The 23,738-nt window shown below is 66.5% G+C and carries 22 protein-coding genes; 14 read left to right on the forward strand and 8 right to left on the reverse strand.

Going from position 1 to position 23,738, the window contains the following annotated elements; genetic code table 11:
- Nucleotides 1–7: 7 nt before the first annotated feature.
- Complete coding sequence (locus AB0M74_RS10385; RefSeq protein ID WP_364904371.1) at nucleotides 8–1,120, forward strand: helix-turn-helix transcriptional regulator; 1,113 nt, start codon at nucleotides 8–10, stop codon at nucleotides 1,118–1,120.
- Nucleotides 1,121–1,367: 247 nt separating this feature from the next.
- Here AB0M74_RS10385 and AB0M74_RS10390 read toward each other — a convergent pair whose 3' ends face one another.
- The gene (locus tag AB0M74_RS10390) at nucleotides 1,368–2,630 is read right to left on the reverse strand and encodes a metallophosphoesterase (RefSeq protein WP_364904373.1); all 1,263 of its coding nucleotides are present in this window, start codon (nucleotides 2,628–2,630) and stop codon (nucleotides 1,368–1,370) included.
- A 982-nt stretch (nucleotides 2,631–3,612) separates the two neighbouring features.
- Nucleotides 3,613–5,028, reverse strand: a complete 1,416-nt coding sequence (locus AB0M74_RS10395; RefSeq protein ID WP_364904376.1) for an SMI1/KNR4 family protein — start codon at nucleotides 5,026–5,028, stop codon at nucleotides 3,613–3,615.
- Between the two features lie 458 nt (nucleotides 5,029–5,486).
- Between AB0M74_RS10395 and AB0M74_RS10400 the strand changes: the two genes are divergently transcribed.
- The 6 genes from AB0M74_RS10400 (at nucleotide 5,487) to AB0M74_RS10425 (ending at nucleotide 9,465) form a co-directional block, all read left to right on the forward strand.
- Nucleotides 5,487–5,720, forward strand: coding sequence for a hypothetical protein (locus tag AB0M74_RS10400; RefSeq protein WP_364904377.1), 234 nt, complete (start codon nucleotides 5,487–5,489; stop codon nucleotides 5,718–5,720).
- Between the two features lie 161 nt (nucleotides 5,721–5,881).
- Complete coding sequence (locus AB0M74_RS10405) at nucleotides 5,882–6,280, forward strand: PaaI family thioesterase (RefSeq protein ID WP_364904811.1); 399 nt, start codon at nucleotides 5,882–5,884, stop codon at nucleotides 6,278–6,280.
- Nucleotides 6,281–6,360: 80 nt separating this feature from the next.
- Nucleotides 6,361–6,663 (forward strand): urease subunit gamma, encoded by a 303-nt coding sequence (locus AB0M74_RS10410; RefSeq protein WP_364904380.1) that lies wholly within the window; start codon nucleotides 6,361–6,363, stop codon nucleotides 6,661–6,663.
- A gap of 7 nt (nucleotides 6,664–6,670) precedes the next feature.
- On the forward strand, nucleotides 6,671–6,982 hold the full coding sequence (locus tag AB0M74_RS10415) for an urease subunit beta (RefSeq protein WP_364904384.1): 312 nt from the start codon (nucleotides 6,671–6,673) through the stop codon (nucleotides 6,980–6,982).
- A gap of 56 nt (nucleotides 6,983–7,038) precedes the next feature.
- Nucleotides 7,039–8,760 (forward strand): urease subunit alpha, encoded by a 1,722-nt coding sequence (locus AB0M74_RS10420; RefSeq protein ID WP_364904387.1) that lies wholly within the window; start codon nucleotides 7,039–7,041, stop codon nucleotides 8,758–8,760.
- 138 nt (nucleotides 8,761–8,898) lie between these two features.
- Nucleotides 8,899–9,465 (forward strand): YbaB/EbfC family nucleoid-associated protein, encoded by a 567-nt coding sequence (locus AB0M74_RS10425; RefSeq protein ID WP_364904389.1) that lies wholly within the window; start codon nucleotides 8,899–8,901, stop codon nucleotides 9,463–9,465.
- Between the two features lie 176 nt (nucleotides 9,466–9,641).
- Here the strand turns inward: AB0M74_RS10425 and AB0M74_RS10430 are convergent, their stop codons facing one another.
- The gene (locus AB0M74_RS10430; RefSeq protein WP_364904392.1) at nucleotides 9,642–10,487 is read right to left on the reverse strand and encodes an SGNH/GDSL hydrolase family protein; all 846 of its coding nucleotides are present in this window, start codon (nucleotides 10,485–10,487) and stop codon (nucleotides 9,642–9,644) included.
- Nucleotides 10,488–10,674: 187 nt separating this feature from the next.
- On the opposite strand from AB0M74_RS10430, the gene AB0M74_RS10435 reads away from it, so the two are divergent.
- The gene (locus AB0M74_RS10435) at nucleotides 10,675–11,352 is read left to right on the forward strand and encodes an O-methyltransferase (RefSeq protein ID WP_364904396.1); all 678 of its coding nucleotides are present in this window, start codon (nucleotides 10,675–10,677) and stop codon (nucleotides 11,350–11,352) included.
- 86 nt (nucleotides 11,353–11,438) lie between these two features.
- On the opposite strand, the gene AB0M74_RS10440 is transcribed toward AB0M74_RS10435, so the two are convergent.
- Together AB0M74_RS10440 and AB0M74_RS10445 are read right to left on the reverse strand one after the other, a co-directional pair.
- Complete coding sequence (locus AB0M74_RS10440) at nucleotides 11,439–12,431, reverse strand: zinc-binding dehydrogenase (RefSeq protein ID WP_364904399.1); 993 nt, start codon at nucleotides 12,429–12,431, stop codon at nucleotides 11,439–11,441.
- Between the two features lie 386 nt (nucleotides 12,432–12,817).
- Nucleotides 12,818–13,483: a TetR/AcrR family transcriptional regulator gene (locus AB0M74_RS10445; protein ID WP_364904402.1), complete on the reverse strand. Its 666-nt coding sequence runs from the start codon at nucleotides 13,481–13,483 to the stop codon at nucleotides 12,818–12,820.
- 102 nt (nucleotides 13,484–13,585) lie between these two features.
- Here AB0M74_RS10445 and AB0M74_RS10450 point away from each other — a divergent pair, with 102 nt between their 5' ends.
- The 5 genes from AB0M74_RS10450 to AB0M74_RS10470 all read left to right on the forward strand — a co-directional run bounded on the left by AB0M74_RS10450 (nucleotide 13,586) and on the right by AB0M74_RS10470 (nucleotide 18,200).
- Nucleotides 13,586–15,064 (forward strand): MFS transporter, encoded by a 1,479-nt coding sequence (locus tag AB0M74_RS10450; RefSeq protein ID WP_364904404.1) that lies wholly within the window; start codon nucleotides 13,586–13,588, stop codon nucleotides 15,062–15,064.
- A 151-nt stretch (nucleotides 15,065–15,215) separates the two neighbouring features.
- Entirely contained in the window at nucleotides 15,216–16,085 is an 870-nt protein-coding gene (locus tag AB0M74_RS10455; protein ID WP_364904407.1) for an SDR family NAD(P)-dependent oxidoreductase, read from the forward strand.
- 61 nt (nucleotides 16,086–16,146) lie between these two features.
- On the forward strand, nucleotides 16,147–16,803 hold the full coding sequence (locus AB0M74_RS10460) for an urease accessory UreF family protein (RefSeq protein WP_364904410.1): 657 nt from the start codon (nucleotides 16,147–16,149) through the stop codon (nucleotides 16,801–16,803).
- A 34-nt stretch (nucleotides 16,804–16,837) separates the two neighbouring features.
- Complete coding sequence (gene ureG / locus AB0M74_RS10465; RefSeq protein ID WP_364904414.1) at nucleotides 16,838–17,560, forward strand: urease accessory protein UreG; 723 nt, start codon at nucleotides 16,838–16,840, stop codon at nucleotides 17,558–17,560.
- The gene (locus tag AB0M74_RS10470) at nucleotides 17,550–18,200 is read left to right on the forward strand and encodes an urease accessory protein UreD (RefSeq protein ID WP_364904417.1); all 651 of its coding nucleotides are present in this window, start codon (nucleotides 17,550–17,552) and stop codon (nucleotides 18,198–18,200) included. Before ureG ends, AB0M74_RS10470 begins: the two co-directional genes overlap by 11 nt.
- A 260-nt stretch (nucleotides 18,201–18,460) precedes the next feature.
- Here AB0M74_RS10470 and AB0M74_RS10475 read toward each other — a convergent pair whose 3' ends face one another.
- Nucleotides 18,461–19,180 carry a hypothetical protein gene (locus AB0M74_RS10475; RefSeq protein WP_364904420.1) on the reverse strand — a complete coding sequence of 240 codons (720 nt, stop codon included), beginning with the start codon at nucleotides 19,178–19,180 and terminating at the stop codon, nucleotides 18,461–18,463.
- A 311-nt stretch (nucleotides 19,181–19,491) separates the two neighbouring features.
- The gene (locus AB0M74_RS10480; protein ID WP_364904423.1) at nucleotides 19,492–20,952 is read right to left on the reverse strand and encodes an NAD(P)/FAD-dependent oxidoreductase; all 1,461 of its coding nucleotides are present in this window, start codon (nucleotides 20,950–20,952) and stop codon (nucleotides 19,492–19,494) included.
- Nucleotides 20,953–21,178: 226 nt separating this feature from the next.
- Between AB0M74_RS10480 and AB0M74_RS10485 the strand changes: the two genes are divergently transcribed.
- Complete coding sequence (locus AB0M74_RS10485; RefSeq protein ID WP_364904425.1) at nucleotides 21,179–22,663, forward strand: cytochrome P450; 1,485 nt, start codon at nucleotides 21,179–21,181, stop codon at nucleotides 22,661–22,663.
- A gap of 47 nt (nucleotides 22,664–22,710) precedes the next feature.
- Here the strand turns inward: AB0M74_RS10485 and AB0M74_RS10490 are convergent, their stop codons facing one another.
- The gene (locus AB0M74_RS10490) at nucleotides 22,711–23,595 is read right to left on the reverse strand and encodes a tat pathway signal sequence (protein ID WP_364904428.1); all 885 of its coding nucleotides are present in this window, start codon (nucleotides 23,593–23,595) and stop codon (nucleotides 22,711–22,713) included.
- Nucleotides 23,596–23,738 lie beyond the last annotated feature (143 nt).

The following is a 23,738-nucleotide window of genomic DNA, read 5'->3' on the forward strand; positions in this document are numbered from 1 at the left end:
ACCCTGGATGGCTCCACAACGACGCCCGGCGCCGGTGACCGACGAACAACTCGACCAGGCGCAAACACAGGAACAGTTGGGCGCGCTGCTGCGCCAGGCGATGGGACACGCGGGTCTATCGCTGCGCGGGCTCGAGGCTGCCGCGAAGACAGCTGAGGCAGGACGGGAGCCGCGGGTCGGGTTGACGCGCACGGCAGTCCACGACATGGTCAACGGTCGCTACCTCACCGACCCGCGTGTCCGCTCGGCGGTGACGTTGTGCGGTGTACCGGACGCCCAGATGCCGAAATGGCTCGCCGCGTTCTACCGAGTGAGCGAACAACCGGTGGTGGACGCACCGACGGCGGTGCGCCCCAAGGCCTGGCACAAGCCGCCTCGGGTCAGGATCGGTCTTGCCGTCGGTGCTGTGATTGTTGTCGTGGTGGGGATAGGGGCTTTCACGTGGCCGAGGTCCGGCGATGATGCTCCCGCCGCTGAAGCCCCGCTGACTGTCGAGGCTGCGACGGTGGTCCGCGGGGCGTGTACAACATTGGTGTTCGACAAGGCGATCGGTGAGCTCGGTGCGCCGCCGAAGATCTCGGCGGACTATGGGCGATGGGCGTGGGAACACGATGGCGTCGAGGCCGACCCGATGGGCGGCCACCGGGCTGGGCGCGTGGAGTTGAGTATGCGCGGAACGAGTGCGATACCGGTGACGATTACCAGCGTCGACGCGGAGATCGTCGAACGCCGACCGGGCCCGCTAGCAGGAATCAAGGTGGGCGGCCAATGCGGGTCGTCGACGATCGGCCGGCTGGCCGAGATCGATCTGGATGCCGATCCGCCCAAGATCACCGGATCCAACGCCGACCCGAAAAAGGTGTGGGGTCAGGATGTCAGCACGACACCGTTGCGGTTCCCCTACCAGGTCAGCGCCACTGATCCAGAGTTGCTGTTGATCATCGCCGAAGTGCACAGCAACGACACCGTGTCCTACCGATTGCATATCGGCTGGACCGACGGCGCCCATTCCGGCACGAAGATGATCGACAACAACGGCAAACCATTTCGGGTCGGGACTGCGGATCCGAAAGCGCCGCTGTACGTCGCGAGCGGCGCGAGGTTCTCGGAGATCAAGTAAACGCCGCGCGCACTGGTCCTTCCGACTCAGCGGGGCCCGGTGTGTCTCTTCGATTTCGGAGTCGCCGATCGACATCTGGTGCTGCGCGCCGGCAAATCCTGGGGAAGATTGCCCGATCGTGACGTCCACGCAATCGGTGTCGCCCCGTCGGGCCTTGGGCTGCAACGACGCGAGCACTGCGCGCACACTGCGTGTTCGGCCACTCTTCGTGGATCACACGGCTGGATGTTTCTGGGTTCCTGGATCGTCACGCCTGCTTGGAAGCGAGCTCGATCACGGTGATATCGGAGGGGGCGCCCACCCGGACCGGAGGTCCCCACGTGCCCGCGCCACGGGTGACGTAGAGCTGGGTGTCGCCGTAGCGTTCCAGGCCTGCGACGGTGGGATTTGCCAGGCTCGCAAGGAAATTGCCGGGCCACATCTGGCCGCCGTGGGTGTGGCCGGACAGCTGCAGGTCGACGCCGAACGCGACCGCGTCGTGGATCTGTACCGGCTGATGCGCCAGCAGCACCGCGGTACGCGCGAGATCACGGTCCCCGAGCGCCGCGACGAAATCCGGTCCCTGACCGATACGTTCACCCTGAATATCGTTGACGCCTGCGAGATCGAAATGCGGCAGTTCGGTGCGGCTGTTCGCCAGTAGGCGCATTCCGAGTTCCTGCACGTGCTCGGTCCACCGCTCGGCGCCGGAGAAGTATTCGTGGTTGCCGGTCACGAAGTAGGCGCCGTGTCTCGCGCGTAGCCGCGACAACGGTTCGACAGCCGAGCGTAGGTGTTCGACGCTACCGTCGACCAGATCGCCCACCACAGCAATGAGATCCGGCTGGGTGCTGTTGATCGTGTCGACCACCCGCTCGGCGAACCCACGGCCCAGAATCGGACCGAGATGAATATCGCTGACCACGGCGATCCGGAACCCGTGCGCGGCGCGCGGCAAATTGGCCAACGGCACCGTCAACTGTTTCACCCGTGGACCGGTCAGCACGCTGTAGCTGCCGTAGCCGACGGTCGTCACCGCCGCCAGCGCCGCCGCACCACTCGCTGCACGAGAAACGAACAGCCGGCGTGAAACCGACGCGGGATGTTCCTGGTGGTCTCGCGTCGCGGCGTGGGATACCCCGGTTGTGGGAACCAGTAGGTCCTCGGGTGTGGGGACCATTGTCGCGGAGCTGTTCGCGCGCGTGATCCACCGTCGCAAGAGCGGCCGGACCAGCTCGCCCACCAGCAGCCACAGCACGAGATAGACGAACAGCGCGCCCCACATATAGCCGGGCCAAGCGATGATCTGGATGATCAGGAACGGAATCCCGGCCGACTCGGCCGCGAACGCACCGATCAACAGCGCTGGCCCCGCGACGATCACCCCGGTACCGGCTCTACGGGCGATCGACCCGCGCACCGTCGCATCGCGCACGAGTCGCCGCCACAGATACCAGTGCAGCCCGCCGAACACCCCCACAGCGACGAGTCCCCCGACAACGAGCACCACGACAACGAACACCACGCCCACGGCCTCACTCTATGTCGAGGCCAGCTTCGACGAGCCGAACCGAGTGGTAACCCGCGGCGCTCCACCGCGGCGGCGCAACATGCCATCCTCACTCGTCCCGGCGGATCATGTTGTTCCGCAACATACTCAGCGTGGTGACGTACATGCGGTCGCGTGGGTTCCCGACCACGGCAGCCCATTGACGCGAGAATTCGGGATCGTGTTGCGGCCGGCTTGTCGAGAATTTTGTCGATGCGTTGCCGAGATTCCATTCGAGGGCTGTCGCGCACAGGTGTGCAGCTCTCGGTGCGAAGAGAGGGCGGCGGGTTTCAGGTGGTTGACATCTGAAACCCGCCGCCGGCAAAGGATCGGGGCCGCCGCAGCCCTCGGGGCTCATCCGATCCGAACGCCGAAGTTAGTATAGGTCAGGCTTACCTAACTTTGCAACTGCTGTAACGCATGACCGCACGGTCGGGTACCCCGCGGGATGGTGCGCGCCGTACGCCCCGGCATGGTCGCCGCACTTTTTTGACCGGACCGAGACCGTGACACACCGGCGTGGTTCTGGCTGACGTAGGTCGGCGGTCTGTACACACCACCCGTCCGTTCGACGAAGGTGGTGGAGATTGTTCGATGAGGTGGACCGCGATGTGGCACAGATCCCGCTGGGTCGGTGGGGCCGGGTCGCTTCGAGCGAGGGGCTGGTTCCCTGGATGGTGGTCGCTGATGACGGCACCTCTGTTGAACCGATCCGCCGGTATCCGATCGACTTCGTCGCACAGTCGAACAGCCCGAAGTCGGTGCGCGGCTACGCATTCTTCCTGTTGCGCTGGTGGCGCCGGCTACGAGTCGTCGAGGTGGAATGGGACCAAGCCACGCCGTGCGAGGGCCGGGATTTCGTGCTGTGGCTCAGGCAGGCCCGCAAGCCCCGGAACTCACCGCGGACGAGATCGATCGTGGCAGTCGGCACGGTCAACTCGTGTCCGACCGATCCGCCACACGATCAACTATCAGACAGTCCTGAGTCGCCGATGTGCCCCGTGACGGTGGTGTGGGCGATCAGCGGGCGGTCCCAGAGAGCGAGGAGGTCGTTGGCCACGTCCAGGACCCCCAGCGGATGCTCGTCACCCCGCACCGCAACGCAGGCGGCGGACAGTCCCCGCGGGACCGCCCCGGCGTCGAGGAGGACACGCCACTCGTCCGGCCCGAGCGCAAGGTATTCCAGCCCGGTCAAGCCGGTGATCTCCAGAGGGTCGGCGAGCGTGCCGGGGTGCGCGGTGAGGGTGCGTACCCGCGGCAGCCCGGCGATGGGGGCAAGGCTGAGGGGTGTGCCGCTCCAACGGAAGATCTGCACGACCTCCAGGTCGGGGTGTGCAGCGGACGCGACGTCGACCAGGTCGTGCCCGTCGCCGACCCAAGCCGTGACCGGCAACCGCTGCTCTTGGCGGCCGGCGCGGTCGCTGCTCTCGAAGAGGTTGAGGACCAGCTCCGTCAGGGATTCGCCGTACAGTTCGGCGCCGATGCTCTGCTCGTGATCGATGAGAATGACCTGGCCAAGGTGGCCCCGCGGTCCGGGCGTCAGGTCGACGGCAAAAGTGTCACCGCCGTTGCTGCCGAAGGCGATCCAACCAGGCGAGCCGACCAGGCCCTGAACGGCGGCGTCGGACGGGGTGACGACCGCCTCGGTCGCCGCGTACTGCCACGGGCACGGTCGCCGGGACGCGTCGGCTACGAACAGCCCGTCCAGGGAGAAGAGTTCGCAGCCGACCGCGGACTCGGCGGTCTGCACCTCCGCGAAGTAGGCCTCCCAGTCCCCAGATGCGTCCGGTCCGGCCGGACCCACCCTGGTCACACGGTAGAGCGCTTTGAGCTCGTCGGTCAGTGTGACGCCGAGCCGTTCCTCGGCGGCGGCGATCTCCTCCTCGGTTGCGCCGACGGCGTCGGGGAGCCTCTCGCGCAGCGTCCGTTCCAGCAGGGCCGGGTCCGAGGACGGCGCCACCACTGCCCCGGGCACCGGTTCGGGCAGGCGCCGCCAGGGTTCGGCGACGACGCCGTCGACCAGGACGAGCGTGCCCGGGCTCGGGCTCCGAGAGCCCCACGCGGACTCTACGGCGGGGCTGGTGCCGAACACGTGCAGTACCGTTTGCCCGCTCGGCGAGACGTCCGCTGCGAACAGCACCTCGCGGATGTCTGCCTCCGCGAGCGCGCGCTGTACTGGCGCCGCGGCCCGAGTAATGGCCTGTTGGTCATGGGGCGCGATCGACTGCCCCCGTGGTGGGAGCCCATAACTCAGGCTCCACCCCGTCGAACTGATACTTCCCGCCACGCGGCTGGTATCGGCGACGAGCTGGTCGGCGTGCTCGGCCCCAAGGAGCGAAAGTAGTGGCTCCCAGGTAGCGAAGTCGTGGATTGCGGGCACAGGCGTCCTCCAGACGGTGCGGCGGTTATGGGTGGCGCTCCGAAAGACCGTACCGGCCGTCACCGACAGCCTTGCCGAACTCCGACACAGGAACGCCGTGCGGTGTAGAGGGGGTTCCGGTAGTAATCGCCGGGAAACAACGGATAGGCGTAATCCGTTGGTAGCGAGCCGGTTTCGTGCTCGGGATGCAGGTTTGGGCTGGTCGTGCTCGGCTGATCTCGATCTGCTCGGCGATCAATCGCAAAGCCCCCGCGACCGTACGGATTCACCCTCGAGTCCATCCAGAGCAGTGGCATCCCACCCTCCTTCTTCGTGTTGCCGCGCCCATTGGCGAGTTCCGACAGCTGTGCCTACCGAGGGCGGTTGTGTCGGCGACATCGTCAGAGCCGCCGGTGTTCGAGAGTGGTTGTCCCGTCGCCGATCTTTACACCGCTGACCGGTTCTGGTCAGCTACTCGCATGGTCTGGGCAAGCGAGTACGACAAAGCGATGCCGCTGGTGGCGGAACACTTGGCGAAGATCGACAAGGCGGTCGGCCGGACGCGATCGACGCGCGCCGGAGGACCGTTTCCAGTAGTCCGCCATGCGCTCGCCGAGGCACTGGCCGAAGAAGGCTGCGGACACGTCGAATCGCAGGTCGTCGACGAGTACGCAAGGCAAATCGCCGAGGATCCAGCAAATTCTCGCGACTGACTCGACCACGCCGGGACGGTCGTTCACCGGCAATGAGCCGCGTTTCATACTCAAACAGCGACGCCATAGTCCAGAGAACATTTATGTGGTGTAAAGGTGAACGTATGACGCAGCAACATGTGACCGCGCTCGAATCGCTGGCCGATGTCACGCCCGAACTCATGACCGAGCTCAGCAAAGGCACCTTCACCGATCTGATCGGCCTCGAGTTCACCGAGGTGACCCCGGACGTCGTGCGCGGTGAACTCACCGCGGGTCCGCAGCTGCTCCAGCTGGCTGGGATTATCAACGGTGGCGTGTACTGCACGATCGTCGAAACGCTTGCGAGCGTCGGCGCCGGTGTCTGGTTCGCCGCGCAGGGTAATAAGGGGACTGTCGTCGGTGTCAACAACAGCACCGACTTCCTGCGCGCAGTCCGCGAGGGCAAGGTCTACGGCGAGTCGACGCCGCTGCACCGCGGTCGGCTGCAGCAGCTCTGGCAGGTGGTGCTCACCGACGACGCCGGTCGCACAGTGGCACGCGGGCAGGTCCGTCTACAGAACCTGCCCGCGCGGGACTGACGAGTTGCTTGTCGGGCATGGCCGGATCGGCCGTGCCAGAATGGCCGTCACCCATCGATCCGCCCAGCTGAGGAGCCCGGATGCGTCTTTCGCCGCACGAGCAGGAACGGCTGCTGTTGAGCTACGCGGCCGAGCTGGCCCGGCGTAGGCAGGCCCGCGGGCTCAAACTGAACCATCCTGAGGCGGTCGCGTTGATCACCGACCATGTGCTGGAGGGCGCGCGGGACGGGCGATCGGTCGCGGAGCTGATGTCGTCGGGGCGAACGGTCCTCGCGCGTGCCGATGTCATGGAGGGTGTTCCGGAGATGATCCCCGATGTGCAGGTCGAGGCCACCTTTCCGGATGGAACCAAGCTCGTCACCGTCCACCACCCGATCGGGTGAGCGCGCCATGATTCCCGGCGAATACCTCTGCGCTGACGGCACTATCGAGCTGAACGCAGGCGCGGACCGCATCGAGCTCGACGTCGTCAACGTCGGCGACCGGCCGGTCCAGGTCGGCAGCCACGTGCATTTCCCGCAGGCCAATGCCGCATTGCGGTTCGACAGGGCCGCCGCGCACGGGCGTCGTCTCGACATACCTGCCGGGACCGCCGTCCGCTTCGAACCCGGCCTCGGGCAGCGTGTCTCGCTGGTGCCGCTCGGCGGCACCCGTGAGGTCTACGGCATCAGTGCGTCCCCGCCCGGCCGTCTCGATGACTAGCGCGACATGGTGCGGGCTCGCCCTGTGCGACACCGTATTCCAGAAGGTAGGACGCCATGGGTGAACTGAGCCGGGCCCGCTATGCCGAGCTGTTCGGACCCACCGCGGGTGACCGGATTCGCCTCGCCGACACCGATCTGCTGATCGAGATCACCGAGGACCGCAGCGGTGGCCCTGGACGGGCGGGCGACGAGGCGGTGTTCGGTGGTGGCAAGGTGCTGCGCGAATCCATGGGACAGGCCCGTGCCACCCGCGCCGATGGCGCGCCGGACACCGTGATCACCGGTGCGGTCATCATCGACCACTGGGGAATTATCAAGGCCGACATCGGTATTCGCGACGGTCGGATCTGTGCCATCGGCAAGGCGGGCAACCCGGAAACCATGTCGGGAGTGCATCCCGACCTGGTGGTCGGGCCGTCCACCGAGGTCATCGCAGGCAACGGCCGGATCATCACCGCCGGCGCCATCGACTGCCACGTGCACTTCATCTGCCCGCAGCTGATGGACGAGGCACTCGGCGGCGGCATCACCACCCTGATCGGCGGCGGTACCGGCCCCGCCGAGGGCAGCAAGGCGACCACCGTGACACCGGGGTCCTGGCATCTGGCGCGCATGCTGGAGGCCACCGACGGCTGGCCGATGAACATTGTGCTGCTCGGCAAGGGCAACACCGTCAGCGCCGAATCGATGTGGGAGCAATTGCGTGGCGGCGCTTCGGGTTTCAAGCTGCACGAGGATTGGGGCTCCACCCCGGCTGCCATCGATGCCTGCCTCACCGTCGCTGAAGCGGCGGGGGTCCAGGTGGCGTTGCATTCGGACACGTTGAACGAGGTGGGCTTCGTCGAAGACACGCTCGCCGCCATCGCGGGCCGCGGTATCCACGCCTATCACACCGAGGGTGCGGGCGGCGGCCACGCGCCCGACATCATCACCGTCGCTTCCCATCTCAACGTGCTGCCCAGCTCCACGAATCCGACTCGTCCGCACACCGTCAATACTCTCGACGAGCATCTGGACATGCTGATGGTGTGCCATCACCTCAGCGCCTCCATCCCGGAGGATCTCGCGTTCGCGGAGAGCCGCATTCGTCCATCCACCATCGCCGCCGAGGATCTCCTGCACGACCTCGGCGCGATTTCCATGATCGGCAGTGATTCGCAAGCCATGGGCCGCATCGGCGAGGTCGTCATGCGCACCTGGCAGACCGCGCATGTGATGAAACGTCGCCGTGGCGCGCTGCCCGGCGACGGCACTGCCGACAACGTCCGCGTCCAGCGCTACATCGCGAAGTACACCATCTGCCCCGCGATCGCCCACGGCCTCGAGGACGAGATCGGCTCGGTGGAAGTCGGCAAGCTCGCCGACCTGGTCCTCTGGGACCCTGCCTTCTTCGGCGTCCGACCGCACGCGGTGCTCAAAGGCGGCATGATCGCCTGGGCCGCTATGGGCGACGCCAACGCCTCCATCCCGACGCCGCAACCGGTGCTGCCCCGTCCGATGTTCGGCGCCGCGTCCGCCGTCGCCGCGTCCACCTCCGTGCACTTCGTCTCCGAACACGCGATCGAGAACAGGCTCGCCGATCGTCTCGATGTGCGACGAAAGCTGCTGCCCGTCAAGAACGTTCGCAAGCGAACCAAGGCCGATATGCCGCACAACGATGCGATGCCGCGGATCGAAGTGGACCCCGATACCTTCACCGTCCGCATCGAGGGCGAGGTCTGGACCGAACAGCCCGCCACCGAACTGCCGATGGCACAGCGCTATTTCCTGTTCTGAGCCGATCCCCGGTAACCGGTCGGTTGCACTCCACTCGCGCCCGTCGGTAGGGTCGGGCGAATCAGAGTGGGGGCGGGGCATTCCGGGTTCGTTCCCATCCGGCGGCGCGGTCGGGCGCATAGTGAAGGGACGACATCGGTGAGTAACGATCTCAGTGGCGCGGCCGACGAACTGGCCAGGTGGGCGGAGAATCTGGAGCGCAAAGCGCAGCAGTACCAGGACCTCCAGGGCAGGATGGCCGCTGTCAGCGTGACGGATACCTCCGCGGACAAACGCGTCAGCGTGACCGTCGATGCCAACGGTGTCACCACCGGCATCTATCTCGCCCCCGGCTCGCGCGGCATGGACCCGGCCGTCCTCTCCACCGAGCTCATGGCCTGCACCCGCCGCGCCCAGGCGAAACTGCGCACCCAGGTCACCGACCTGATTCATAATGCTGTCGGTGTAGACGGCGCCGGGCAAGCCATCATCAGCCAGTACGCCGAGAAGTTCCCGGACACCGACCCGACCGACGCGCCGCCTTCCTACACCCCGCCACCGGTGCCGCCTGCGCCGTCGCTCTCCTTCGATGCCGCCCCACCGTCCGCGTCGGTGCCGGGCAAGCCACCCGCTGGTACGCGCAAGCCCAACCGCGACGACATCGTCGTTCCCGACGAGCCGAGTGAAGAGGATCTGTACTACCAGCGCAAGTCCTGGTTGGAGTGAGCTGGTCCGGCTGAACTCACCGATCCGCACATTCCGAGGATCCGGCCCGCAGAGCGAGAACTTCGTCCGTTATCGGCTGATTGTGGACACCGGCACGGTCGTGATTCGGGCCGACCCGACTTCGTGGCTGTGGTGCCGACTCGAGAGAACCCGGCGGGTTCTGGTGGCCGACGTCATCATGCCGAGCGGATCGCCTGGACAATGATGTCGGCGACGCCGCGCATGCCTTGCAGCGTCGGGTGGTAGGGGACAAGGGTTTCGGTGGCGAGCACGGGATCGAACCAGCGGACTCCGACGGGGGCGCACATATCGTGGCCGACGGATTGGGATCTGGTGTCGATATAGGTCGCCGATCGGGCGGTTGCCTCGTGGGAAACGACGGTGTTGAGCCGGTCGAATGCGGCTTGGACGTAGGAGGCGTCGCCGGGGCGCAGGCCGGGAAGTTGGGGGCAGCCGCCGTCGCGGACATAGAGGGGCCAGCCGTCCACGAAGATGGCGGCGCTCGGGGCGAGCTTTGAAATCTGCTGCAGGGCAGCGGAGTATGGTGCCGCGATGGCGTCGATATCGGCGTCCCATGTGGGGTCGACGCAGGCGCCGCCGACTAGCCCGGCCAGATGGCAGGTGACGACGTGCTTGGTCATCCGGGCGTCGTTCGCCCCGATGTGGAGGGTCACCAGTCTGGTGGCGGGGCCGAGAGCCGCGAATTGCGGTGTGATGCCGGGGCCTTGGGAGCTGGTGAGATCGCCGATCTTGGCTGAGCTGCAGGTCCGGTCGTCCACCCGCAGGCCGAGGTCTGCGGCGACCAGCTTCGGAGTGTTGGTGGTGGAGCGGGCGCATTGTGGTGGAGCGCTGGTATCGAAGTTCTGCACGCCGGTCGTCGCCGCGCCGGAATCGCCCAGCGCCACGTACTCGGCACCGCCGTCGGTGGGCGTTGCCGCGGCGGGTGTGAGGAATGTCGAGGCGAGCGCGAACACGCCAGCGGTGATTGCGGCAGCGTGCCAACGGATCCGGCGGGTCGTCATGGCTGCACTCCCGGTCGGTCGAATTCCGGCAACGCCGCGGCGAGCCAGGTTGAAAGTGAGACGCGGCAGTCTCGATTGTGACGCAGGCTACTCGCGGTGCGGCGGCTCTCGCAAGGCCACACGCCGCGACATTGGCAGGCCGGGTTCATCAGCCGCGACAACTCTGTTGCGATGGCAGACTGCGACTATGACGACATTCGACTGGGCCGATGTTGACACCTATCTCGTGGACAGGCTGGTGGGAGACCGGGATACCACGGCGGCATTGGCGACGAACGCGGCGGAGGGGCTGCCCGCCATCGATGTATCCGCCGCACAAGGGAAGTTTCTGAACCTGGTCGCGCGGTCGATCGGCGCGCGGCGGGTGCTCGAAATCGGCACGCTCGGCGGGTACAGCACGATTTGGCTGGCCCGTGCGGTGGGGGAGAAGGGGCTGGTGGTCACCCTCGAATTCGAACCCCGCCATGCCGAGGTGGCGCGCGGCAACGTGGACCGCGCCGGGGTGGGCGATCAGGTCGACATCCGGGTCGGCGCCGCGCTCGAGAGCTTGCCGGTGCTGGCTGCCGAGGATCCCGAGCCTTTCGACCTGGTATTCATCGACGCCGACAAGGTGAACAACTCGAATTACGTCCAGTGGGCGCTGCGGTTGACCCGTCCCAATTCGGTGATCATCGTCGATAATGTGGTCCGCAACGGTGCGGTGGCCGACGGGGGCTCCACCGAACCGGCGGTTCAAGCCAGCCGCGATCTGATCGACCTCCTGTCGAACAACCCGCAGTTGGACGCAACTGTCCTGCAGACCGTGGGCTCAAAAGGCTGGGACGGCTTCGTCTACGCCGTCGTCAACGCCGGAACTCCCGCCTGAGCCTGTCACGGCGTCGCGAGCGGGACCTGGAGGATGGCTTCACGCGTTGTCTCCAGGTCCCGTTCGCACGCGAGGCGAGGTAGGGGTCAGGGGATCAGGACTACTTTGCCGACGGTGGCGCGGGTTTGGAGAGCGTGGTGGGCGGTCGCGGCGTCGGCCAGTGCGAAGCGCTGGACGGCCGGACGTAGACGGCCCGCGGCGGCTTCGGCCAGGGCGCGGTCTTCGAGAACGCGGACATTGCCGCCGGCTCGCTGTAGCATCGGCGGTCCGATGACCAGCTGTGAAGTGATGCCACGCTCGGCCAGTTCCTCCTCGCTCAACGCGAACGGTTGGTCACCGGGCTTTCTGCCGGACCAGCCGTAGACGAGATGCTGTCCGCCCTTGCCGAGTAGATTTACTGCGGCACGGGTGATTTCGCCGCCGACCGAGTCGAAAAGGATGGTGGCGCTGCGGTCGCCGAGTTGAGCACGGACCTGCTCGACCCAATCGGATTGTGTGTAGTCGACGGCGATGTGTGCGCCATTGTGTTGCACCAGTTCGACTTTTGCGGGCCCGCCGGCGAGTCCGACCACTGTCGCCCCGGTATTCCGGGCGTACTGGACCAGCAGTGTCCCGATGCCGCCCGCGGCGGCTGTCACTACGGCGACGCTGTCCGGGCCGAGCTCGGCGAACTGCAGGATGCCCATGGTGGTGCGGCCGGTGCCGATGACGGCGACCGCCGCCGCCGGATCGATATTGTCCGGAATTTCTTGCAGCCGAGCGGCTTCGGTCACGGCGAGCTCGGCGTAGCCGCCGGGCGCATTGCCGAGATGCGCGACGACCTGTTTGCCGAGCCATGCGGTGTCGACGTCGGCACCGATCTGGTCGACAATGCCGGCGACCTCGCGCCCAGGGACAGTGGGCAACTCGGGGAGAGGGACCGGGCCATGCGCGCCGCTGCGGATCGTGGTGTCGATGATGTGGACACCGGCTGCCGCCACCGCAATGCGCACTTGGCCCGGTCCGGGTTTCGGATCGGGGACCTTCTCGTAGCGCAGGTTTTCGGCGGGGCCGAAGGTGTGAAGTTGGATGGCGTGCACGGGGGCTCCTGTTCGTGGGGTGGTCGTGGCCCACTTTTCAACATCAACCACGGTTCAGGTCAATTGCACTGTGCGATGTCGAGCCGTTCGGTGGTACGGCATGCAGATCTGCGTCGAATTCATGACTATACGTAGATATGCGCATCAATGCACTTCATGCACAGGAGGTGATCCGCCTGAATGTCCGGTCGAGCCGGACGCGGCAAGGACGGGGAGGGGGCCGTGTTCGCCGCGCGGGCAGCGGGCAGTGCGGTGATGCGCCAGCGGGGCGAAGATGCTTGCGCTCGCTTGGTTGCGCACCCGTGCGTAGCTCAGGTGCAACTGTATGCGCAAGAAGTGCGGGCGAAGGTCTGCCGAATGGGGCAGGCGCCGTCGGCCACGGAGTGTTACCGCTTGGCGCGCGCCTCGAAGCCGTCGCAGAGTGCGGACAGTCCCAGGTAGAGCAGGTCCTCGGAGGTGAGGTCGTTGACGCCGATGCCTTCCAGTTCGGCGAGTGCAGGCGGAACCGGCTGCTGTGACTTTCCTTGCAGCAGGGCGCGCAGGCCATTGTCTCCTTCGGGGTTGATTCCGTCGCGGGCGAACAGAGCGCCGCTGATCTGCGGCAAGGTCGCGCCGGAGATGTAGTTCCACACCGTGAAGGCCATGGTTGTTGCCTCGCGGGCCGAGACGTTCAGCTCACGCAGCCCCTCGACGAGCCACGCCAGGCATGTCAGGCTCTGCGGGCCGAAGCTGTAGCGGGGCATCGCGAAGGTGAGCAGCACCCACGGATGTTGCTGGTAGAGCGCCCAATCGATCTCCGCGGCGATGCGGACCCGGTCGCGCCAGGTCCAGTTCCTGCCCTCTGGTGACGGGTACGGATTGCGGCGTGCGACCTCGTCGGTCATCGCGGCGAGCAGCTCGTCCTTGTTCGCGACGTGCCGGTAGAGGGACATGGCACCGACGCCCATGCGCTCGGCAATGTGGCGCATCGATAGCGCATCCAAGCCGCCGGTGTCGGCCAAGGTGATGGCGGTGTCGACGATGGCGGATTTGGTGAGCTTCGGCTCAGTCATCCTATGACTCGCTTCCAGTTCCCGGCTCGGTTGCGTACACTGTACCCGGGCTCATGCGTACGGCGTACGCGACGCGGGAATCGAATCGACTGAGGTGTTGGAATGACAGAGGTGCAGGCAGTGCGGCCGACAACGGCGCCGTTACCGGCCGGCTCGCGCCGGGCCTGGCTGGGTCTTGCGGTGCTTGTGCTGCCGGTGCTGCTGGTGTCGATGGACATCTCGGTGCTGTTCCTCGCCATGCCCACACTCACCCTCGACCTCGACCCGTCGGCCACTCAGCAATTGTGGATCCTCGATATCTACGGCTTCCTGATCGCGGGCCTGCTGATCACCATGGGCAATGTCGGCGACCGGATCGGGCGGCGCAATATCCTGCTCGTCGGCGCCTCGGTCTTCGGCGTGGCATCGGTCATCGCGGCCTTCGCGCCGAGCGCGGGTGTGCTGATCGCCGCGCGCGCATTGATGGGCGCGGGTGGCGCGACGCTGCTGCCGTCGAGCCTCGCGCTGATCTCCAGCCTCTTCCCGAATGCTCGTCAACGCGCCGCCGCCATCGGCGTGTGGACCGCTTTCTTCGCAGGCGGCTCGGCCGTCGGTCCCATCCTCGGCGGGCTGCTGCTGCACCATTTCTGGTGGGGCTCGGTCTTTCTCATCAATATCCCGGTGCTGCTGGTCCTGCTCGCCTTCGGCCCGTTCCTGTTGCCGGAGCACCGCTCCGGCGTCCTCGGTCCGCTGGACATCCCGAGCGTCGTGCTCTCGATCGGCGGCATTTTGCCGATGGTGTACGCGATCAAGCACCTTGCGGCCGAAGGCCTGGATGTGGAAGCACTCGCCATCGGGTTGGTCGGTGTGGCAATGCTGATCATCTTCGTGCGGCGGCAGCGGCACCTGGCCGAGCCACTGCTCGATCTGCGCTTGTTCCGTCGGGCCCAGTTCTCCGTGGCGATCGGCTCCAGCCTGACCGGCATGATGTCGCTGGCCGCGATGAGCTACCTCACCAGCGTCTATCTACAGTCGGTCACCGGTCGAGATCCCCTGGCCGCAGCCATGTTCGGCATCCCGATGGCGGTGGCGGTGTTCGTGTTCTCGATGGGTGGGGCTCGCGTGGCCCGGCGCTTCGGTGTCCGGAGTTCCTTCGTGTTCGCCCTGCTGGCCTCGGCGGCTGGCAATCTGTTGCTGCTCGGTGTCGGCGTCGACGGCGGCCTCGCGTGGTATCTCGTCGGATCCACGATCGCGGGTATCGGCTACGGCCTCGCCTTCACCATGGTGTCCGAGGTCGCGGTCTCCTCGGTGCCGCCGGAGCGGGCCGGCTCGGCTGTCGGTATCTCCGAGACCAGCTTCGAGCTGGGCAATGCCCTCGGGCTCGCGCTCCTCGGTTCGGTTGCGGCCCTGGTCTTCCGGTCGGGCGGGGACTACTCCGCCACGCTGGGCGAGACCCTGCAGCGATCCGACGGCAACACCGCTCTCCTGGACTCCGCTCGCGAGTCGTTCGTCGCCGGGATGCACGTGGCGACGTCGGTGGGCGCAGTGCTGTTGGTTGTCATGGCAGTCGTGGCCTACCTTGCTCCGCGGCAGCATCGCTGATCCAGCCGGAGGATGGTGCGGCTCTATCCACTGCCCTGGCGTGGGAGTGGGACGATAGGGCCTGCCGCAGCGGCTCGGGAACGGTGGCCGATCATGTCGGCGCCGCCGATACCGGCTGTGTAGTGGCCCTTCGGCCAATACAGTCGAGGGTGTGAACGAGACACCGGCCACCGGCAATGGACGGCCGCTCGCCGAGCGGATCGCGAGGCGGCTCCTCTACCCGACCTCGCGGCCGCGCGAGAAATCGTTGCGTGCGGAGGTCTCCGGCCGGGTCGTCTTGGTGACCGGCGCGTCGCACGGCATCGGAAAGGCCAGCGCCCGCAAGTTGGGAGCGGCCGGTGCGATCGTGCTGCTGGTGGCGCGCTCGCGCCCGGACCTCGAGCAGGTGGCCGCCGAGATCACCGCGGCTGGTGGCACCGCACACGTGTACCCCACGGATATGACCGACATGGATGCCGTCGAGCGACTCGGCCGTGAACTGCTCGACGCGCACGGGCACATCGACGTGCTGGTGAACAACGCGGGCAAGTCGATTCGCCGCGCGATCGACGAATCCTATGATCGCTTCCACGATTTCACCCGCACCATCGACGTGAACTACCTCGGCCCGGTGAAACTGTTGCTGACGCTGCTGCCGAGCATGCGGGAACGCAGGCGGGGCCACATCGTCAACATCTCCACTTGGGGTGTGCTGATGCCGCCCGCACCGAGGTGGGCGGCGTATGGCGCCTCGAAATCCGCCTTCGACGTCTGGCTACGCAGTGTGGCCGCCGAAGTCGCCGCCGACAAGGTCACCACCACCTCGATCTACATGCCCCTCGTCCACACCAGGATGAGCGCGCCCACCGACTTCAGCCGCGTCCCCGGCCTCACCGTCGACGAAGCCTCCGATCTCGTCTGTCATGCGATTGCCGCCAAGCCGCGCGAGATCGCTCCATGGTGGTCACCCGGTGTGCAAGCATGGTCGGATCTGACCCGTGGTCGAGCTCAGCGTTTTATGGAACGCAGCTTTCGCCGCTGATCGTCGTGTGGGGAACCCCGCCGGGAGTCAGCCGCGACACGCCGCGGCATAGGATCGACGGATGTCACGATCCGCCGAGCGAGCTACCAGCCTGGCGATGCTCTTCACACTCGCCGACTCCCGGCTGCCGATCGGTGGGCATGTGCACTCCGGTGGCGTCGAGGAGGCGGTTGCTTCCGGGCTCGTGCGTGATGTGGCGACGGTAGAGCTTTATCTCCGGCGTCGGATTCGCACCTCCGGGCTGGTTGCCGCGTCGTTGGCGGCGGCGGTGTGCTCGGGTGCGCTCGAGCCGGCGCGTGCGGAGGCCGAGGCCGACGCGAGGACACCCGCGCCCGGTGCCCGCGCAGCGTCGCGCGCACAAGGCCGCGGTCTGCTGCGTCTGGCCAAACATATTTGGCCGCACCATGATTGGGTCGCGCTCGGGTCGCGTCCGCATCTGTCCACGGTGTTCGGTATGGTCGGTGCGGCCTGCCAGGTCACGCCGCTGGAAACCGCGGGTGTTGTCGTTTATACGGCACTGACCGGCGCGGCGACCGCTGCTCAGCGACTACTCGCCTTGGATCCGGCTGCCATTGCCGCATGCACGGTCCGGCTCACCGATCTCTGCGATCGAACCGCCGCCGAGGCCGCGACCGGGCTCGCCGCGCTGTCGGATCCGTTGCAGGACGTGCTTGCCCAACGCCACGCGCAACGGGAAATGCCGCTGTTCGCCAGCTGACCGCGCCGGACTCGAGACAAGGAGATCGTCACTCATGCCCCCACATCTGATCGACGGCGAACCGCACGCTCACACCCCTGGTCGGCCGAAGCGTGCGCGCACAGCGGGGGAGGCGCTGCGCATCGGTATCGGCGGACCGGTCGGTTCCGGCAAGACCGCGCTGGTTGCCGCGCTGTGCAGGCAGCTGCGGGAGGAGTTGTCGCTCGCGGTGTTGACCAACGACATCTACACCACCGAGGACGCGGACTTCCTGCGCAGGCACGCGGTATTGCCGGATGAGCGGATCACCGCGGTGCAGACCGGTGGTTGCCCGCATACCGCCATTCGCGACGACATCACCGCGAATCTCGACGCCATCGACGATCTGATCGCGGCGAACCCACCGCTGGATCTGATCCTGGTGGAATCGGGCGGCGACAACCTCACCGCGACGTTCTCCTCCGGCCTGATCGACGTGCAGATCTTCGTTGTCGATGTCGCGGGCGGTGACAAGGTGCCACGCAAGGGCGGTCCAGGTGTTACCTTCTCGGACTTGCTGGTGATCAACAAGACCGATCTCGCCCCGCTGGTCGGCGCCGACCTGGGCGTCATGGCGCGGGACGCGGCGAAGGTGCGGGAGGGACGCCGGACGGCAATGGTGTCGCTCACCGACGATCCAGCGGCAACACCGGTGCTGGCCTGGGTGCGCGAGCAATTGGACGCGATCGCCGAACAGGATCACCGGCCCGGTGCGGCCGAATCGGCCGTTGCGCACTGAATTACGAATCGTCGCGGCGATCGGATCTCTGCCGGAGATCCATGCGAGCGGCGGGCTGACGGCGCGGCGCACCGGTCCCGACACGGTGCACATGATCGGTACCGCCGCCACCCCACTGGGCGGCGACGAGCTCGACATCGCGATCACAGTCGGCCCCGGCGCACGATTGTCGGTGCGCTCGGTGGCGGCGACCATCGCGCTGCCCAGCGCGGCGACATCGCGATCGAGCGCGCGGTGGTGTTTCGACGTCGCGGCAGGAGGCGAGTTGGACTTCGATCCGGAGCCGACGATCGTGGCGGGCGGTGCCCACCATCACGTTGTCACTACGGTCCGATTGGCGACCGATGCCCGGTTGCGGCTGCGCGAACGGGTGCAGATCGGCAGGGTAGGTGAGGACGGCGGTGGCTGGCGCGGTGATGTGATCGCCGATATCGGTGACCTTCCGCTACTTCGGCACCGCCTGGCACTCGGCGCGGGTGGTGCGGCCGACGATGGACTTGCCGCGCCGCGCGCGTTGGACAGTGAGCTCGTTTATCCCGACGATCGTCCGGTCGAAACAATCGGTTTGACCGGGTCCCGCCTGCCCTTGGCAGCCGGCGGGACGCTGTTCACCCGAGTTGGTTCACTGCTCGCCGGCTGATCCACCGGCCGACGAATGCCGTGCAGCGGGCCAGCGCCCGTTGATTGCTGAGGAATTGCTATCGCGCGGTGTGGTCGGACGTGCTGATCTCGTCCGGGTGCCTGCTCCGGCGGTGTTCTCCACGGGCCGAGTGGGTGTCGCCGATGGCCACGCACGAAGAAGTGCGGTCGAGGCGGTTAGCGAGAGCGAGATGGGACACAAGGGAAGGGTGGGAGCTCGACAGCGCGGTCGAGTTCCCACCCTTCCCGGTTGGAGCTCGGTTAGTGGCCGACGGCCCGCGAGGGTGCGTTGAAGGCGTTGAACGCACCAACCGCGGCACCTGTTGCCGCACCGACGGCCGCCGCGGGGACCGTGATGACCGCGGCACCGATACCGGCGCCCAGCATCGGCCCTGCCAGGAGGCCGATCGGCAACAGCGGCAGACCGGCCACCACGCCGACCAGGCCGCCGAACATGGCCGAGGTCAGCGCAATCGGGGTCGACGCGGCTGCCCCCGCTACCGCTCCCATCGCGGCGGTACCGATGGTCTGTCCGGCGATCCGGTCGGACCTGCTGCGTTCCATCCCGGTCGAATCGAGGAACGTCGCGAGGTGGGCCTCGATCATCGCGGAAGTGTCGTTGATGTGGATTGCCTGTTCCTGGTCGATCCAGTCCGGCGCCGGTGTCGTGACGTCACCGAAGCGGAACTGACCGGGAGGTGGCGCGATCGGCGGCACCGGGGCCACCGGGAGGGGCGGATGCAGCACCCCGACTGGTGCGAGATAGCGCTTGTCCGGCGCGGGTCGCGACCACTGCAGTGAGCTGAGCGTGTCGTCAGGGATGTCCAGCCCCTCGTACGGCATCGCGTTGGGCGAGTCGGCCGCAGGCCACTGCAGGTTCTGCTCGGGGTGCGCAACCGCGTTCGACTGGGCGGGTGCGGCATTGGCGGTGCCGGTTCCCACCAGCGCCAGGACTAGCGGTACCGCACCCGCCGCGACCATCGAACCTACTTTTTGTCGCTGCGGGTTGGGAGCTCTGTGCTTGCCCGTGGCCATACATCACCTTTCTTTCCGGAGAGTTGTCGTGTTCGACGTCCCACATTCGGACCCGACGGGGCGCGAGGATTGGTCGATTCTCAGGAAAGGCAAAGGTTTATGCATTGCCAAGAATTAGCTGATGTGTGGAGTCGTGCGGTTCCGGGCGGTTTTCGCCTGGAAACTCCCGTCCGATTCGCGGGCCAGGAGTTCGCTCGAAAGTGGCACGGGTGAGCTGAACAGTGACGTTGATCGGGCTGCGGCCGGAGCCCGCTCCCTCAGCCTGCCCTGCGGTCGGCTGCGGCCTTCTCCGCCTTGTCGAGGGCCTTGGCCTTCTCCACGGTCTTGCCGTTCTCCGCGGGCGGCGCGCCGAGCGCGGCCGCGAGCTCGTCGGCGTCTTCCTCGTCGGCGTTGACCGTCTCGAGAGCGAGGCGGGCGAACACCCACTGCTCGGTTGCCGCCATCTGACCGCGGCTGCGTCCCAGGAAGGTCACGAACCACTGAATGACGGTGATGATCCGGCTGCGGTAGCCGACCAGATAGTAGAGGTGCAGTGCGAGCCAAGCCAGCCAGGCGATGAACCCGCCGAACTCCAGTTTGCCGATCTGGCAGACAGCACTGAACCGCGACACCGTCGCCATGCTGCCCTTGTTGAAGTAACTGAACGGCTTGCGATCCTGCGGCGCTTGGCCTTTCAGGCCGGCTTTGATCTGCTTGGCCGCATAGGTCGAACCCTGGATCGCGCCCTGCGCCATGCCGGGCACGTTCGGTACCGACATCAGGTCGCCGACGACGAAAACGTTCGGGTAGCCCTTGATGGTGAGGTCGGGTTCGACGATGACACGTCCAGCGCGATCGACCTGGGTCCCCTCGGACTGCTCGGCGAGCATCTTGCCGAGTGGGCTGCCCTGGACGCCGGCCGACCACACCTTGCAGGAGGACTCGATGCGGCGCACGGTGCCATCGGAGTCCTTCACCGTGACGCCGTGTGCGTCGATGTCGGTCACCATGGCGTTGAGCTGGATTTCGACGCCCATCTTCTCGAGGCGCCGCTGTGCCTTGCCGCCGAGCTTGGGGCCCATCGGGCCGAGCACCGCGCCTGCGCCTTCGAGCAGGACGACTCGGGCGTCACGGGGATCGATGTTGTGGAACGTGCCTTCGAGAGTGCGATCGGAGAGTTCGGCGATCTGGCCCGCCAATTCGACACCGGTGGGTCCGGCGCCGACGACAACGAAGGTGAGCAACCGGTCCCGCATTTCCTGCGTGGTGGCCAGTTCGGCCCCTTCGAACGCGCCCAGGATGCGCGCACGCAGCTCGAGCGCGTCATCGATGGTCTTCATGCCCGGCGCGTAAGTGGCGAACTTGTCGTTGCCGAAGTAGGACTGTTGCGCGCCAGTGGCCACGATCAGGCTGTCGAACTCGGTGATCGTGTTCTGGTTGAGCAGTTGCGAGGTCACCGTCTTGGCCTGCAGGTCGATATCGATGACGTCGCCGAGTAGCACCTGCGCGTTCTTCTGCTTGCGCAAGACCAAGCGCGTGGCAGGCGCGATTTCGCCGACCGAGAGGATGCCGGTGGCCACCTGGTAGAGCAGCGGCTGGAACAGGTGGGTGGAGGTCTTGGAGATCAGGGTCACGTCCACATCGGCGTGCTTGAGGTGCTTGGTTCCGAACAAGCCGCCGAAGCCGGAGCCGATAACCACCACCCGATGACGACGGTTCTCGACAGACTCAGTGCTCATCGTCCTGCTCCTCGACAGACCTGGGCTTGGCCCCACGAACGTTGTTGACCCGCCTTACGGTAGTCGGCGCTGACTCGACCGTCACGGCGAGATCCCGGTTCCTGCTGTGTTGTGAAGCGATAGCACCCTGCCGCCGATCCGCCGGGTAGAGCGTTGCTGGCGCGAACCGACCGAATGAATGTGAGAAAGAGAATACGATAGATGCTGTCGTTCAGGGAGGTTAGCCATGGTTGCCCGCGACCGTGTCGTCGGCCGAAAGCCCAGCGCACAGCCTGAATCCGAGAACGCTTCGTTGATCGATATCCCGGACGGGCATCTCATCGATCGCGCATTGCGGCGCGTTCCGGAGCGCCGCAGGGTCCTCGCCTCACCGCCCCGTGGCAGCGCGACCACAGCGGTCGACGGCGACGCGGGTCTGCCTTATTTCGGGCGCGGACTGCACTATCTGCGCTGGGGTCCGGCGGAGATGATGGACCGCTATCGCCGCTACGGCCCAGTGTCGCTCAACAGCTCCCTCGGCATCGATCGGGTGCTGGTCTGTGGACCCGATGCGATCGATGAGGTGCTCGGCAGGCGCCGCCGCGATTTCGGTCAGGGGTGGAACTACTTCATCGGCCCGTTCTTCGGGCGTGGTCTGCTGCTGCTCGAATTCGAGGAGCACATGTTCCATCGCCGGATCATGCAGCAGGCGTTCACCAGGGACCGGCTGGAGGCCCATCTGGCCGCGCTGACGCCGGTGGCTCGCGAAGCCGTCGGGCGCTGGGTGTCGCGCGGCGAGACCCACAGGACAGTCAAGCTGTACCCGACGATCAAGGAGTTGACCCTCGAGATAGCGGGGGAGACCTTCATGGCCGTGGATGTCGGTGCCCAACGCCGGATGCTGCTGAATGCCTTCCTCGACTGCACGCACGCCGCGCTCTCGATCATCCGTCATCCGGTCCCCGGCGGTCATTGGCGTGCGGGCCTGCATGGCCGCAAGGTGCTGGAGGACTACTTCACGGCGATGCTGCCCCAGAAGCGGCGCGCCGAATCACTGGACTTCTTCTCGGGTCTGTGCCATGCGCGCACCGAGGACGGGGCAGAATTCAGCGACGCCGATGTGGTGAACCACATGATTTTCCTGATCATGGCCGCCCACGACACCACCACGACGACGGCCACGGCGGTCGCCTATTACCTGGGTAGACATCGGCAATGGCAGCAGCGCGTGCGTGCCGAAGTGTCGGCCATCGATCACGAAACCGGCGGTGCTGCACCGACGATCGCGGATCTGGACCGGATGCACGACCTCGACCTCGTGATCAAAGAGAGCTTACGGTTGGTGCCGCCGGTGCCCGGTCTGGTGCGGCGGGCGGTACGCGACACCGAGATCGCGGGCCGCTACATTCCCGCGGGCACGCCCTGCGATCTCGCCTACAGCGTCAACCATCTGCTGCCTGAGCTGTGGACGAGGCCCGAGCGATTCGACCCCGAGCGTTTCGCCGAACATCGTAGGGAAGACAAGTCGCACCGTCTCGCTTGGCTGCCGTTCGGTGCGGGCGCACACAAGTGCATCGGCATGCACTTCGGCACCTTCGAGGTGAAAACGCTCATCGCCGCACTCGTGCGCGCATACGAGTGGTCGATCCCCGAGGGCTATCGAATGCCCTGGGGTTTCTCCACCATTCCGTTTCCGCGAGACGGCGCCCCGGTCGATCTGCGCCGCCTGTGACGGGAACCGCGCAGCAGCGTCCTCGGCTGCGGCGCGGTCGCGGGTGGTCAGCGCCCGGCGAAAAGGAGTTCCGCAACCTGGGTGTCGGTCTCGGCGCCCTCGGTGTAGCCGCCCGCATCGCCGAGCGAACTCATGATGGCCAAGGTGTAGCGCTCACCGGGGCCTGCGAAGCCGACCGAATTCACTACCCAGCCACCCTGCTCGGCAGACCAGCCGTTCTTCAGTCCCGGTTGCATCTTCGGACCCGCGCCCCACACACCCCAATGCTGGTTCATGTCCACCGAGCGCATCCGGTCGAAGAGATAGCTGCGGTCGTCGGGATGCATGTGCGTGAAGATATTGTCCATCAACCGGTCCAGGTCGGCGGCCGTGCACTTCTGGAAGGACCAGTCCGGGAACAGCGCGGTGCTCGTCGGCAGCGGGACGAGAGTGGCCATGCCGTTGGCGCGGAAGGCATTGTTGTAGGCCATCCGATCGAAGCCCGCGTACTTGTTCCAGAGGAAGTCGGCGGCGGCGTCGTTGGAGGTCGCCAGCATCGACTCCATCAATCCGCGATCGCCTGGCGTGAGGTCGATCGCGCCGACCCGCGCGCGATTGAGCAGGTCCTCGGCAATCGCCAGCTTGATGGTCGAGGCGGTCCAGACCGAGTTCTCGGCATTCTCGTTCGCGTACACGCCACCGCTGACCCGATCGCGCACCACGTAGCCGGTGACGCCGGGCCGGCCGCTCAAGTAGGCGTCCACCGCCGCGATCCGGTTGCTCATATCGCAGTCGAAGCCGGGCAGGCAGCCTTGCATATGCGCGGGGGGCGCGGCGTTCGCGATCGGTAATAGCGCAGGTGCGCTCGGTATCAAGATCGCCGCGGCAGCAAGGACACAGGTTGATGCGGCCACACGGGGAACGGCCCGGGTGACGGCCAAGGGGTAACGCACGAGGGACCACGATGGCACATCAGCGTGCTGGGCGCACGTCTTGAGCTGGGCCGGCGACTGTGCTAATGCGAACGTTGCGGGCTTGCCTCGCAGTGTCTTTCGCGGTGGGCCGATCAGCGAAAGGCCGCGCGCAATTCCTCGAC

The organism is Nocardia sp. NPDC051463, assembly GCF_040681975.1.
In the GTDB taxonomy this organism is placed as follows: Bacteria; Actinomycetota; Actinomycetes; order Mycobacteriales; family Mycobacteriaceae; genus Nocardia.